The following is a 13,544-nucleotide window of genomic DNA, read 5'->3' on the forward strand; positions in this document are numbered from 1 at the left end:
TCTGTATCCATTTCATTATGGCATACCATGGGACTGTCCCCTTTATACAATGAACTTAGCCACTGGACAAGTTGTTCAATAAATGATTGATTTTGAATTAAAAGAACTTTGTTTTTTACAGCCTCTTTAGCTAAGGTAAGCTCCACAGTTCGACTTATAGTGTTAATATCCGATGATAGGATTGCATCATATAGTTCGCCATAGGTATACTGTTCATCATCTATTACAAGAGCAATTTTATGTGGTTCTAAGTCTTTATATTGTTGTAAGCGTTCAATAATTGTCATATTACATACGCTCCATAATCAAAGCTGTACCTGTACCACCTGCACCTGCAATGGCACATAAGCCATACCTACCATTACAAGCTTCTAAGGCTGCCATACAATGAAGTGCTAAAATAGCACCAGAACAGCCATAAGGATGTCCATAGGCTAAAGCTCCACCTAGTTTATTATATTTCCCTATATGATTAGGATAGGCCTTATTAAAGAGTACATCAATGATGGCAAAGGCTTCGTTCCATTCCGCTACATCTATATCATCCATAGTTAAACCAGTCCGTTTTAAGATGGCTTCTGTACTTTCTAAAGCACCTTCTGGACTAAACTGAGGATTTCCTGCCCAAGGCATGACACTATGAATTTTAAAAGGGCCTTTTTTATTAGATAGATATATAAAGGCAGCTCCATCATGAGTTAGACAAGCATTACCCGCATTTATAATAGAGTTCTTACCTAATAAGGGCTTCATCCTAGACAAGAGTTTTTCGTTCATTTTAGGTCTAATGCATTCATCAACACAAGCTTTGCCATCAATGGTAATGGGCATAATATAAGATTGTAAATGAGGATTATCTAAAGCAGCATAAGCGCGTTGGTGACTACCGATAATATAGGGATATAATTCTTCCTTTATAATATTATGCTTGTGTATCGTCCGCTCCGCTCCTTCAAGCATAGCAAAAGGCGACTGATCTTGAGGGGTAAATTGAGCAACCTTATATAAACCTTCTCGATCATCACCAGACGCATAGATTCGGTCTGGCTGTAAGGAGGAGCTTTCAATACCACCAGCAATAACCGTATCCATAATACCAGCGGCAATATGTGTATAGGCCATTTCAATACTCATCAATGCCGATGCACATTGCATATCTACGGTAATAGCAGGAACAGAATTGGGTAAATTAGACATGAGCCCCATGAGGCGACCTATATTACCACCTGTGCCAACTGCGTTGCCACAAAAAATCCCATCCACCTGTGAAATAGCATGACGATTCATTAATTCATCAATAAGTTGAGCCCCTAATATTTCAGGTCTCATATGTTTATATTGTCCATTAAAAACGCCAATAGGGCTGCGAAGGCCACCGTGAATATATACTGACATATAAACTCCTTATAGTAAAAGCAAAAGAGGCATCCCGAGGAATGCCCCTTTTATTAGGTTCTAAATTTTAATTTTAGTTGCTAACCAAGAAGCAACGAGACATTTTACAATGTCCCCTGGAATGAATGGGAACATTACTACTGGTAACGCTGCCCAAAGTTCTGTTTTTGTAACAATCATAAAGCCTGCTACACCAAATAGGTACACTACAGGAATTGTAATTACAATAGAACGCCATGCATAAGAGAAAAAGCTCTTCTTGGAACCTTTGAATACGCTTAATAATGTATAAGCTATTGGCCAAGAGAAGATAAAGCCCCCTGTTGGTCCTAATAATTTGCCAAGACCTGCTGTACCACCAACGAATACCGGTAAACCTACAGCACCAAGTAAAACGTAAATGATAAATACAACAAACGCATCTTTCGGTTGTAACAATAAACCAGTTAATGTAGCTACCAAAGTCAATGCCGTTACCATGGCTGGACTAAATGGCAACGGGAAAGAAATATATGCTGAAATACATAATAAGGCTGTTAATAAAGCCATTTTTGTTAAACGTCTTGCTTCCATAATTACCTCTAACTAATAGATCTTTGTTTCAAAGATGTGGAATCTTCATTTTCACCAAAAAACGTAGCAGAAAATGCTAATGTGTCGCCTATATAACCTTCTACATGAGCATCTTCAGAAATCTCAACCAAAGTCACCTGATCCTCTGCAATGACAGGAGCATGAAAGTAAATCGCCATTTGAAGAGCAGATTTACTAATGTTCCAATAATACCATAAATTTTCTAGAATCATACACCCCGGTACCACATAAGGTGCTTCACGATGAATTGGATTCGTATCATTAATATCGTTTACAAATCGTATTATATCGTCCTTAGAAAAAGATATAGTACGGTCGTTTTTCTCTTGATGAATTGTAGCACGGATACGAAAATGTTTCGGTACTGGCCGTAAATCGACCATCAAGAATCCTGATTTATCCATAATACCGATGGTGGTAGTTTTAGCAACTTGATATAATATCTTACATATAGTTTCATCACTACCGGAAGAATCATAATGCATATGCTTGATAACGCTATGTCCTGGCAGATCTAAGTCATTATTACATAATGCTTTAAATAATGTTCTCATATAATCACATTCCTTTATTTATTCAATAAATTGATTATAATCAACATCATTTCATTCGTCAACAAAACTCATTATCCATTTGTTAACAAATATAAAATATATATCTAGATTAGCCTAGAATACTACCAAAATAAAAAGAACCCATGATTGAACTGCACCCCAAAAATTGGACACAATTTTTAGAGGTGCAGTTCAGATATTTCATAGGTTCTTTTATAATGTTAAATCTTACAGATTTATTATTTAAGATCTAGCTCTTTCAAGTATGCCTTGAAGTTATCACCTAACTCTTCATTGCGCAATGCATACTCAACAGTAGCTTTCAAATAACCTAATTTATCACCTGTATCATAGCGAATGCCTTCATAGGCCAATGCATAGGTATCAGTCTTAGACGCTGCTAAGGCATCTGTTAATTGAACTTCATTACCTACACCAGGTTTAGTATCTTCCAAAATGTTAAAGATATCTGGTGTCAAAATATAACGACCTAAAACAGCAAGTTGAGATGGAGCATCTTCTTGCTTAGGTTTTTCCACCAAGTTATGAACGCGATATAAATTATCCGCTAAAGCCTCACCAGATACGATACCATATGAGCTAACTTTATCTTCAGGTACAAATTGAGCACCTAAGATAATACCAGGATGCTCGTTATAGCAATCGATTAATTGCTTTAAGCATGGTTTTTCTGGGTTATAAACAATATCGTCACCAAGTAATACAGCAAATGGTTCATCACCAATAAATGCTTTAGCACACAACACGGCATCACCAAGACCACGAGGAGCTTTTTGACGAATAAAGTGAACCTTAATATCCGCTAAATCCTTGATCATCGCCAATTGTTTATTTTTACCTTGGCTTTGTAACAATAATTCTAGTTCAACACTACTGTCGAAATGATCTTCAATAGCGCGTTTATTACGACCTGTAATGATTAGGATTTCTTCAATACCGGAATCCAAAGCTTCTTTCACAATATATTGGATAGCAGGCGTATCCACGATAGGAAGCATTTCCTTTGGTTGTGCCTTAGTAGCTGGCAAGAAACGCGTACCAAAACCAGCTGCAGGAATTACGGCTTTTCTAATGCGTTGCATAATAGTCTCCTAACTAAAAGTCTTTACCTACAAATTTTATCTTCCATTGATCATTATTGCTTCTATGCGCCTCTTTATAGGTTAGGTACAAATCAAAGGAATGTAAATCACGATGCCATGTGTAGTATACAGAATCAATATCACCACTCATCATATTAGTTTTAACACTTACAGAAATATCATCTAAGCGAGTTAATTTATATGAACCACCATAAACGAGTTCCTTAGGAAGCTCTGTCGTATCAAATCGATATGGAGAGTTATTGTAAGAAATATTTCGTTGATTATAACTAATCCATACATTGGCACGATTACCAACCTTAGAACGGAATCGAGCCCCCCAATAAGGCATACTGCGAATAGTACCATTATAACTATAGTAATCACGTTGATAGCCGCCTAAGAATCGCAAATCTGCATTTTTACCAAGCTTAATTGGATCATGAGATACTTCTGTATAGTACTCCTTATGAGAACCTTTAACGTTTCCTTCCTTCCAATAACCAGCATTAACACCACCACGTACAGTTACTGGTGATTTTCCTACATGATATGTATGAGTATCGAGTCGAACCTCACCAATTTTTTCAACCCATACTGTTTCATCATTATATTCATTAGATTCTTTACTATACCCTATAGATGCGGTAGCCCAAGGCAAATAATGACGATAACCTATTTGTGGTTTAAAACCATTTTTTACATACCAACGATAATCAATATAAGCTTCACCATGTTTGCCAATAGGATATTCCGTACTGCCATGCAAGCCAAACCCATCATCACTACTATATGTAGGTTTTGGTACTAGAGAGAAAATACTAAATTTACCTTCTTTGTCATGGCGCAAAGAAGCTGTATAGGATGGTAAAGATAAAAGCTTAAAGTTTTTGATATAGAAGGATGGTTTTTTGATAACCACTTTGTCACCAGGATATACTTTAATATCTTGACCTTCCACACGATAATCAGGAGTATGAACAAAGGCCATCGCATGTTTTGTAGTTACCATACCCTTTTCCATATGCCCAGTTTGACCATCAAAAGTAGCATTTTGTCCTTTTACATAATAAGGATCTGACCAGCCCATTGCTTGGTCAGCCTTAAAATGACGGTCGCTCGTGCGATACGTCATATTTTGACCTGTAATATCTTTTGTCCTACCACCATCTTCTAAATAGCGATAACCACCAACTGTACGGTATTCAGTAGTTTTAGTATTACCTTCAATACGGGGAGCCATCAAGGTTTGATTACCTTGAGTAACTACTACATCACCTTTTGCATATACATTGCCAGTGGAACCACTATAAGACATTTTGTCTGCATCAATACGAGTAGGTAACTGCTCTGTAGACTCAGCAGATTTTGCCTTTTCACCACGACGTACAACACGGATATTGCTATGTTCAGGTGTAGATACTTTAGAGATTTCTCCAGCATAGGACTGACCTACGCTATCCAATTGATCTTGATATACCGTGGTTGACTCCGTAGCGGCCCAAACAGGCTGTGCTAAACAAAACACACATGCCGCTGCCAGCCATTGTACTTTACGTTTCCTCATGGTTACTAGAACTCCTCTTGCTTTAAGAATTTGTTAATTATTGATTACGTTTTACAACAACGATAGGTTGAGATACATTTTCTACCACTTCTTCTGGTTCTTCAGCCTCAGTAGTTTCTTCAACTACAGCTTCATTTTCTTCAGCACCGTTGTTTTCTACATATTCTTCGGTTTCACCTATTGCATTTGGCACAGTTACTGCATCTGCTAATTCATCGTCGCTATGCGCTAAACCGTCACCACCGATAACAAGACCTTGAATTGTTACAGAGTCTTGCGGTTGAACATAAATTGTAGAACCAGCAGGATATTCAATATTTTTCCCCTTAACGAATGCACCACCAACAAGACCAACAGGTCCAAGTAAAACTGCACCAGCTACAGAAGCGCCAGCTGCTTTTACTTCACTACGAGTTTTGTCTTTAGCTTCTTTACCTTGTACAGCTGTAAACTCTGTACCATCGATAGCAGGAATAGTATCGAATGTGATATCTAAAGCACCATTACGACCAAAGGAACGAGCCTTTTTCAAAGACGTAATCGTACCAGAACCTACAGTACCAGCAGGAACTAACAATACGTTGCCATCCATTACATTTTCAGCCACAGTAAAGGATACAGTATCGCCTTCATGACTTGTTTTAGAGGAAACAGCATCATTCAAAGTTACTTTAAATACTTGGTTACCCGCCAATGTGCCTACTTGGTTAGTAAGAGTCACATTGCTACCATATACCTTAGTTTTTAAAGAAACAATGCGTTTTTGTAAAGAGCCACTGCCAATGCGACCATTTACGCTACGTTCCATTTTTTCTACACGATCAACAAGAGAGCCTGCGTTAATACTATTTTGATACGTATATTCTAATGCGTCCATTTCTTCACGCAAAGAAATATTCGTGCCGCTACCTTCTACGGAGTTATAGAGCGTATCAACACGTTTGCTCAATGTCGCAGAGTTACCATTGAAACCAGTACCATACACGGTTTCATCAAGTTGATTAATGCGGTCCACTACAGCACCATCTTGTACAGAACCATATACAGTAGTTTCCAAAACATTTGTTTTTTCTGTTACTGTACCAGGAGCAGCAAATGCAGTGCCTGAAATTAGGGATGCCATTAAAAGTGTAAGTACTTGCTTCTTCATAAATTCCTCCACAACGTATCTAATGTATAACTGTTATACAACAGAATAAGCACGGGCCTAAGACCGTGCTTATTCCCTGAGTCTACTATTTTATATGCTCAGTGGCCATTAAATTTTCAAATCGATAATCGCAGATACACCTACGCCTTGAACACGAGATGCACCAACTGGGTTTGTGCTATCAACAGGAACTAAACCTTTAACACGAACCATGCCATTAAAGCTACCTTCTACTTGAGCAACAGCTTTAACTTCTTCAATGCTAGATGCAGGACCAGTAACTTGAGCAGCACCGATATAACCTTTTGTACCAATACTAATGATAGGTACTACTTTAGTTGTATATTCTGTGCTTAAGTTATTTTGTTTCAATAATTTATTTAAGAAAGTGTCAATTTGAGGACCGAATTTGTTAATAACAATACCGATACCACCAATTTTAGCAGCACCGCCAAGAATACTGCTTAAGCCGCCAGCTTGAGTAGTCAAGATGCCACCAAATGCAGTTGTAGTTAAACAAATCCCTAGAACAGCCGTAATAATTTTCTTTTTCATAATAAGCCTCCTATAGATACTTATATTTTAACAAATTCTATACATAGATTCTAGTGAAAGTATAAGAACTTACACATAAAGATACTAGCATTGTATAAAAACACGATGAATTAGTAGTGAATTTTATACAACTTAATTTAATGCTATCATCACAATAGAATACTGTCAATATCTAATAGAACCAATACTAAAAAAGCATCAAAAATCACCTAAAAAAGAAAGAAATTATATAAACTAATTAAATTACTATTTCAAGTTATAGATCTAACAAATACGCGGCACTTGATCCTCACCTAATAAATCGACTAAACGAACACCGCCAATAGCCGTTTGTAATCCTACTTTGCCGATATTTTTATCTAAGGTTTTACCAATGAGAACTGCTTCTTTACCTTCTTCAAAACTATGTAAAATTTGAAGGACTTGGTCGGTCACCTCTGGTTCAACTACTAAAACGACTTTCCCCTCATTCGCCAAATACAGCGGGTCATAGCCTAGAATATCACACACAGACTGCACTTCATTATGAATAGGGATAGATGCTTCTTCCACCTTAATTCCCACTTGGCTTTGGTCTGCAATTTCTTTTAACACAGTGCCCAACCCACCACGTGTAGGATCTCGCAATAAAGCGACTTGAGGTCCTACCTTATCAAGAACAGCATGAACCATCTTATTTAAAGGAGCACAATCTGTTTGTAAGGAATCAGATAAATCTAAACCAAATCGCTGACCCATAACGGCAATAGAATGATCTCCAATAGCACCAGATAAGATAATATCCATGCCCGCTTTTACGCGATGTGGGCCAATATCTATCGCTTCGGGGATCATGCCAATACCTGCAGTATTGATATAGATTTTATCAACTTCCCCTTTTTTTACAACCTTAGTGTCACCAGTAACAATTTGTACATTTGCAGCCTTAGCCATATCTGCCATTGTCCGAAGAATTTCATCTAATTCATCAAAAGCAAGACCTTCCTCTAAAATAAGGCCGCAGCTTAAATATTGAGGCACTGCACCATTCATGGCAAGGTCATTCACAGTTCCACATACGGCGAGTTTCCCAATATTACCACCTGGGAAAAATGCCGGTTGTACTACATAAGAGTCCGTAGAGAACGCCATGCGTCCAGCATTCACAGAAAACTGTGCTCCATCGTGTAAAGGTGCCAGTAAATCATTTGTAAAATATTTTAAAATAAAACGCTCTGTCAATTCACGACTGAATCGACCGCCATTACCATGGACTAAGCGAACTCGTTCCATATTAATCCTCCCACGTCGATCCACCGCTGGAATACCCATATTTGTACCAAGCAGCACAACTACCTTCTACAGATACCATACAAGCACCTACAGGATGGTCTGCAGTGCAACTTTTACCAAATAATGGACATTCACTTGGTTTGATAAGGCCTTGTAAAACACGTCCACATTGACAACCTTTAGGATCAAGGGATGGTTTCTCTAACTCAATGGGTAGCACACGCTCTGCATCATAAGCGGCATATTCATCTTTTAAAGCTAAGCCAGAGTTTGGAATAATTCCGATACCACGCCATGCATCATCACATACGTCATATACTACCTTTATCATAGCTTGAGCTACAGAATTCCCTTGCTGCATAACGACGGAATGGTATGTATTACCCACAACAATATTGCCAGTTTTTCGTTGCTCTAAAATATTAGCTATTGCAGACAGAATTTCTAAGCCATCGAAACCGGCGATACAAGATGGAACACCATATTCTTCGGGCAAAAAACGATAGGGTTCTTCACCAATAATCACACTTACATGACCAGGCAAAATAAAGCCATCAATATGGCCTTCTTGTCTGTCTAGTAAAGCTCGCAAAGCAGGTGGTACTAATTTATGAGATACAAGGAAGAAAACATTCTTAAGCCCTGCAGCGTGAACTGCTTTTACAGTAGCACAAATGACAGCAATAGTCGTTTCAAAACCAATAGCTAAGAATACAATTTTCTTTTCTGGATATTTTTTACTTAACTCTATTACCTCTAAAGGTGTATAGATAACATGGATATGGGACCCCTTAGTTTGAGCTTCACTGAGGCTACTATAACTACCTGGAACCTTTAACATATCCCCAAAGGTGGCGATAATAACATCATCCCGTTCTGCATAGGCTAATGCCTTATCCATATAAGTTTGATCTGTTACACATACAGGACAACCTGGTCCACTAACAAGTTCAATGCCACTAGGCAATAACTGACGAAGACCTTCTCGGAAAATCGATACGGTATGTGTACCACACACCTCCATAAGCCGCACAGTTTCACCGGGCTCATGAAGTGCATTGATACGTTTTAACAACGCATCAGCTGTGTTCTGCTTTTCCTGCAAAGTAAGCTTCTTCAAGTTCTTCTAACTCCTTAAAGGCTTCTAATGTTTTTTGAGCCTCTTCTTCATCAACAATTTGTACTGCAAAACCTGCATGAACTAATAGCCAGTCCCCTACCTTTGCTTCTGGTACGAGGAGCAAACTACAGTCTCGTGTAGCACCTGTCAATTCAACAGTGCCAATAGCATCATTCACAGCAATTAATCGGGCTGGTACAGCTAAGCACATACTATCTCCTTAATTTCTGATAACACTCGTTTATATAGTATAAAAATCTACTGTAAACAAAAGCTTTTAAAATAAGATACTACAAAAGCTTCTGCGTAATATATAAAAATATCTAATAACATTGTATCACAATTACAATCATTATTTAGTGATAGCCGCTACAATTAGCTAGTACTAACTATTGAGTTTGACTACCAATCCATAGTTGGCCTAATGCCAGTCCCCCATCATTAGATGGCACAGCTTCATTCATATATAAATTGCCTACATGCCATGCGCGATAGATCAATTCTACTAATTTACGGTTTTGGAATACGCCGCCTGATATAGCAGCATCACTAATTTTATATCGTTCCATTAAATCGGCTGCAGTTTCACAAATTGTGATAGCCATCGTTTTATGGAAAGACGCAGCTAGATGAGCACGAGATTTACCTTGTACAACGCCATCCATAATGGCTTGTACGGTAGGGGTAAAGTCAAGAACTTTTCCATCATAATTATAGTCAAGCAGGGAACCTTTTTCTTCGCCACATAAGGCCTCTAAAGCAATAGTAATCTGTGCATCATATGTATGTATCATACCAAGCCCTAACAGAGAGCCAACAGCATCAAATAAACGACCACAACTCGTTGCTTGGATCATGGGCATTGTAGATTGTAATGCTTTATCTAGAATTTCCCAACCCTTTGGAAGCGCTTCCATCCATTTTTGGTAAGCAGAAGGAATATCATTTCCATAATAATTACGTATGTACCATAAGGCTTGACGCCATGGCTCTGAGACAGCTTTTTCTCCACCAGGTAATGGAGCCTCATGGATATGCGCTAGTCGTTGATATTGACTGCCTTTGCAGAGAAGAAACTCCCCTCCCCATATCGTTCCATCTGGACCATAGCCGGTACCATCCATAGCAATACCTAGTATAGGGCCCATCAAATTATGTTCAGCCATAACAGAGGCTATATGTGCATGATGATGCTGAATAGTGACGACTGGAATTTGTGAGCTTTCACCGATACGTTCCCCTAAATGAGAGGAGAAAAATTGGGGATGACTATCTACAATAACCTTTTTAGGCCCTATAGAGAATAAATTTTCATAACGATCAATAGTCCCCTCAAGCGTTTCGTGGGTAGATGCATTTTCTAGGTCTCCAATATGAGGGCCTAGTAAAATTTCATTCCCTTTATTGAGGGCAAAAGCGTTTTTTAAATCACTGCCCATAGCCAAAATCGGTGTAGCCTCTATGCTTTCACAATGAATCGGCTCAGGCACATAGCCACGACTACGACGAATAAAGCGTGGTTTATTATTGATAACCATCACCACAGAATCATCAAGGGGTGCATAGATTTCACGATTATGAACAAGGAAATAATCTGCTACCTCACCGAGCTCATTAAATGCTTGGTCATCGTTATATAATACGGGATCACCACTTTTGTTACCACTAGTCATGACCCAGACTGCATCAGCGGGCAATAAAACCTCATGCATCGGTGTATAAGGCAACATTACACCTAACATATGATTATCAGGCGCTACGTGAGAACTTAAACGAACAGAACTATTATGATTTCTTTCTAGGAGCACAATAGGACGTTCCATCCCCGTCATTACATCTAGTTCTACATCGCTAATTTGAACCAGCTCTATAGCTGTATCTAATGAACCAACCATAATAGCTAATGGCTTATGAGGTCTGTTCTTACGCTTACGCAAACGTTGTACAACCGCATCATTTCGCGCATCGCATACAAGGTGATAACCTCCTACCCCTTTTATGGCGATAATACTGCCTTCATTGATCAATTCACGCGTTGTATTCCATACATTCACCGTATCTACAGCCATACGATTTGGCTTGTATAAAGTATAACGAGGCCCACAATGAGAGCATGCATTTGGTTCAGCTCTATACCGACGCCCCTCTAAATCTTCATACTCAGCTAGACAAGCTTCACACATGGGAAACTCGTTCATCGTCGTCCGTTCCCGATCATAGGGCAAAGATTTAATAATCGTATACCGTGGTCCACAGTTTGTACAATTGATAAAAGAATATTCCCGTCTTCTCTTATCTTGTTGTAACTCTTTGAGGCAATCTTCACAAGGGGCTGTATCGGCACTAATAAAAGTACTAACCTCTTCCCCTAACGGAGATGGTGCAACAGAAAATGTAGTTTCCTCATTTTTTATACTAAGAGGCTGTACTGTTTGACTAGTAATGCGGCATAAACGAGGTTGCTCTTCTTGAATAGCATCTAAAAATAGTTGCAATGCTCCTAAAGGGCCTTGTATTTCAACATATACACCGCGGCTATCATTATATACAAAACCAGTTAGTCCTAGAGAATGGGCACACATAGAAACAAGGGGCCGGAATCCGACCCCTTGAACTATACCGGTATAGCGAATTCCCCAGCGTTCTATAGTTTGATTACTATTTTCTTTCATACGAACTCCTACTATACTCGGAGAATAATTGATAATTAACCTAATGCAACAGGAATGCTACCATCGATGCCCGCTTGTTCCAATTCAGCTTGGATCATAATGGCACATTCAATGCGTTTCTTTTGTAGACGACAGCCAAATTCATAAGGTGTTTCTAAGTCGCCACCTAATGTAATATTGTTAGCATGGCAACCACCAGAACAGAAGAATTTAGCCCAACATTCCGCACATGTTGGTTTTGAGAATACGTGGGTATTACGGAAATCTTTAGGAATTTCTGTGTTTTGTAAACCATCATATACATTGCCAAGCACGTATCCATCTTTACCTACGAATTGGTGACATGGATAAATATCGCCATTTGGCACAATTGCCATATATTCATGACCTGCCCCACAACCGCGAAGGCGTTTTGCCATACATGGGCCACGGTATAAGTCCATACGGAAGTGGAAGAAATTAAACTTCTCACCCCAACCTTCTAGTTGACGTTCCAAATAGATGTCCGCCAACTTTTCATATTCTTTTTCAAGAGCCGGCCAATCTTCTTCGCGAAGAACATAGTCCCCTTCTTCACCTACAACAGGCTCCATGGACAAATGCTCAAATCCTAAATCAGACATAGCCATAACGTCTTTAGTAAAGTCTAAGTTTTTATGCGTATACGTACCACGTACATAGTATTCAAGACCGTGACGTTGTTTTACAGCATTAATAAGGTTTTTAGCAATATATTTATAAGACTCAGCACCGCTACCAGCTACTGGACGCATTGCATTATGTACGGATTCACGCCCATCCAAGGACAATACAAGACTCATCTTATGCTCGTTTACATAGTCGATTTTATCTTGTGTTAAAAGCATACCATTTGTAGTCAATGTAAGCTTAAAGATCTTATTGTGCTTTTCTTGAATGGATTCTATATATTCAACTGTTTGTTTTACAACATCCCAGTTCAATAAAGGTTCCCCACCAAAGAAATCAATCTCACAATGTTGACGAGGGCCACTCATTTTAATGAGGAAGTCTACAGCACGCTTCGCCACATCAAAGCTCATTAACTCCCGTTTTACACCGCCGTAATCACCTTGGCTAGCAAAGCAGTATTTACATGCTAAGTTACAATCATGAGCAATGTTAAGACATAAAGCCTTAACGATAGGCTTTTCACCTACTACAAGTTTAAATTCTGTACTCATTGGAGCAAATAATTGCTCAGCTTTAATGAGCTCATCTAACTCGTCCATAATCTCATCGAGTTCTACTGCATCCTCTTTAGCATCTAATGCAGTATGTACAGCATCGCGATTTGTGCCATCATATATGTCAAGAACTCTATCGATGAGTTCGTCGATAACGTGAATAATACCGCTATTTACGTCTAAGCAGTAGTAGTTATCCTTCATCCGAAACTTATGGATCATTGGTTTTAATTCTAACATGGTACCTCCAATTGATATGTATGGTAAAAGTTCTAGTATATAGAACTTTCTAGATAATTGTACCACATTTCTAACGTAAAGGTTATGAAAAGAGTCATAAAGATATACCATACAAGG

12 protein-coding genes and 1 pseudogene are annotated in these 13,544 nt (G+C 38.6%); all 13 read right to left on the minus strand.

Annotation, left to right across the window (positions count from 1 at the left end; genetic code table 11):
- A pseudogene (locus RYM16_RS06140) lies at positions 1-287 on the minus strand (long-chain fatty acid--CoA ligase); the annotation flags it as partial.
- Between the two features lies 1 nt (position 288).
- The gene (locus RYM16_RS06145) at positions 289-1,395 is read right to left on the minus strand and encodes a thiolase family protein (RefSeq protein WP_314982980.1); all 1,107 of its coding nucleotides are present in this window, start codon (positions 1,393-1,395) and stop codon (positions 289-291) included.
- Positions 1,396-1,455: 60 nt separating this feature from the next.
- A complete protein-coding gene (locus RYM16_RS06150; protein ID WP_296004214.1) occupies positions 1,456-1,968 on the minus strand; it encodes a biotin transporter BioY in 513 nt (170 codons plus the stop codon).
- Positions 1,969-1,976: 8 nt separating this feature from the next.
- A complete protein-coding gene (locus tag RYM16_RS06155) occupies positions 1,977-2,543 on the minus strand; it encodes a hypothetical protein (RefSeq protein ID WP_314982982.1) in 567 nt (188 codons plus the stop codon).
- A 239-nt stretch (positions 2,544-2,782) separates the two neighbouring features.
- Complete coding sequence (gene galU, locus RYM16_RS06160; RefSeq protein WP_314982984.1) at positions 2,783-3,646, minus strand: UTP--glucose-1-phosphate uridylyltransferase GalU; 864 nt, start codon at positions 3,644-3,646, stop codon at positions 2,783-2,785.
- Between the two features lie 13 nt (positions 3,647-3,659).
- Complete coding sequence (locus RYM16_RS06165) at positions 3,660-5,213, minus strand: LptA/OstA family protein (protein ID WP_314982986.1); 1,554 nt, start codon at positions 5,211-5,213, stop codon at positions 3,660-3,662.
- A 37-nt stretch (positions 5,214-5,250) separates the two neighbouring features.
- A complete protein-coding gene (locus tag RYM16_RS06170) occupies positions 5,251-6,363 on the minus strand; it encodes a hypothetical protein (protein WP_314982987.1) in 1,113 nt (370 codons plus the stop codon).
- 108 nt (positions 6,364-6,471) lie between these two features.
- Complete coding sequence (locus RYM16_RS06175; RefSeq protein WP_054747695.1) at positions 6,472-6,918, minus strand: hypothetical protein; 447 nt, start codon at positions 6,916-6,918, stop codon at positions 6,472-6,474.
- Positions 6,919-7,182: 264 nt separating this feature from the next.
- Positions 7,183-8,190: a hydrogenase expression/formation protein HypE gene (gene hypE, locus RYM16_RS06180; RefSeq protein WP_314982990.1), complete on the minus strand. Its 1,008-nt coding sequence runs from the start codon at positions 8,188-8,190 to the stop codon at positions 7,183-7,185.
- A gap of 1 nt (position 8,191) precedes the next feature.
- Positions 8,192-9,310, minus strand: coding sequence for a hydrogenase formation protein HypD (gene hypD / locus RYM16_RS06185; protein WP_314982991.1), 1,119 nt, complete (start codon positions 9,308-9,310; stop codon positions 8,192-8,194).
- Complete coding sequence (locus tag RYM16_RS06190; protein WP_009351428.1) at positions 9,270-9,521, minus strand: HypC/HybG/HupF family hydrogenase formation chaperone; 252 nt, start codon at positions 9,519-9,521, stop codon at positions 9,270-9,272. Before RYM16_RS06190 ends, hypD begins: the two co-directional genes overlap by 41 nt.
- A gap of 178 nt (positions 9,522-9,699) precedes the next feature.
- Positions 9,700-11,982 carry a carbamoyltransferase HypF gene (gene hypF, locus RYM16_RS06195; protein WP_314982993.1) on the minus strand — a complete coding sequence of 761 codons (2,283 nt, stop codon included), beginning with the start codon at positions 11,980-11,982 and terminating at the stop codon, positions 9,700-9,702.
- 35 nt (positions 11,983-12,017) lie between these two features.
- A complete protein-coding gene (scfB, locus tag RYM16_RS06200) occupies positions 12,018-13,427 on the minus strand; it encodes a thioether cross-link-forming SCIFF peptide maturase (protein ID WP_314982995.1) in 1,410 nt (469 codons plus the stop codon).
- Positions 13,428-13,544 lie beyond the last annotated feature (117 nt).

Source organism: uncultured Veillonella sp. (assembly GCF_963524655.1).
Classification (GTDB): domain Bacteria; phylum Bacillota; class Negativicutes; order Veillonellales; family Veillonellaceae; genus Veillonella.

Coding starts and splice junctions, on each gene's coding strand:
- RYM16_RS06150 (WP_296004214.1), bottom strand. CDS start 1,968: ATGGAAGCAAGACGTTTAACAAAAATGGCTTTATTAACAGCCTTATTA.
- hypE (WP_314982990.1), bottom strand. CDS start 8,190: ATGGAACGAGTTCGCTTAGTCCATGGTAATGGCGGTCGATTCAGTCGT.
- galU (WP_314982984.1), bottom strand. CDS start 3,646: ATGCAACGCATTAGAAAAGCCGTAATTCCTGCAGCTGGTTTTGGTACG.
- RYM16_RS06175 (WP_054747695.1), bottom strand. CDS start 6,918: ATGAAAAAGAAAATTATTACGGCTGTTCTAGGGATTTGTTTAACTACA.
- RYM16_RS06165 (WP_314982986.1), bottom strand. CDS start 5,213: ATGAGGAAACGTAAAGTACAATGGCTGGCAGCGGCATGTGTGTTTTGT.
- RYM16_RS06155 (WP_314982982.1), bottom strand. CDS start 2,543: ATGAGAACATTATTTAAAGCATTATGTAATAATGACTTAGATCTGCCA.
- hypF (WP_314982993.1), bottom strand. CDS start 11,982: ATGAAAGAAAATAGTAATCAAACTATAGAACGCTGGGGAATTCGCTAT.
- RYM16_RS06170 (WP_314982987.1), bottom strand. CDS start 6,363: ATGAAGAAGCAAGTACTTACACTTTTAATGGCATCCCTAATTTCAGGC.
- scfB (WP_314982995.1), bottom strand. CDS start 13,427: ATGTTAGAATTAAAACCAATGATCCATAAGTTTCGGATGAAGGATAAC.
- RYM16_RS06145 (WP_314982980.1), bottom strand. CDS start 1,395: ATGTCAGTATATATTCACGGTGGCCTTCGCAGCCCTATTGGCGTTTTT.
- RYM16_RS06190 (WP_009351428.1), bottom strand. CDS start 9,521: ATGTGCTTAGCTGTACCAGCCCGATTAATTGCTGTGAATGATGCTATT.